Genomic DNA, 399 nt, shown 5'->3' with positions numbered 1-399 from the left:
TCGGTGAGGGTCTGCTCGAACAGGCCGATGGCGGGGTCGAGTTGTCCGATTTCGGCCAGGTAGGTTGCCGCTCTGTCGGCCAGCCATGACGTGGTGTCGGCTTCTGTCGTCGTGCCGGTCCCCGCGGTGAGGGATTCGCGGTGGGGGCCGAGGACGGCCAGGACGTGCGGGAGGAGCTGGTGCCACCGCGGCCAGCCGTCCGGGTTCCTCTGGATGTCCCCGGGCAGGGCGGCGGTGAGCATCCGACAGGCGGTGGTGTGGACGGCGGGTCGCTGCTCGGGTGGGGTGTGGTCGCGCAGGACGGCCTGCACGAGCCGGTGCAGTGTGATCGTGCTGGGGCCGGTCCCGCTACCGGGGTCGATGGTGGCGAGTCCCAGGCCGCGGATCCGGCGGATCACG

1 pseudogene is annotated in these 399 nt (G+C 71.7%); it reads right to left on the bottom strand.

The features are described 5' to 3' along the window. Positions 1–399 (bottom strand): annotated as a pseudogene (locus tag NBW84_RS13725) (hypothetical protein); the annotation flags it as partial.

The sequence above is a fragment of the Protofrankia sp. CiP1_Cm_nod2 genome, assembly GCF_920664355.1.
Lineage (GTDB): Bacteria > Actinomycetota > Actinomycetes > Frankiales > Frankiaceae > Protofrankia.
Note: the sequence above shows the minus strand (reverse complement) of the source record. Positions and strands in the feature narration are given on the sequence as shown.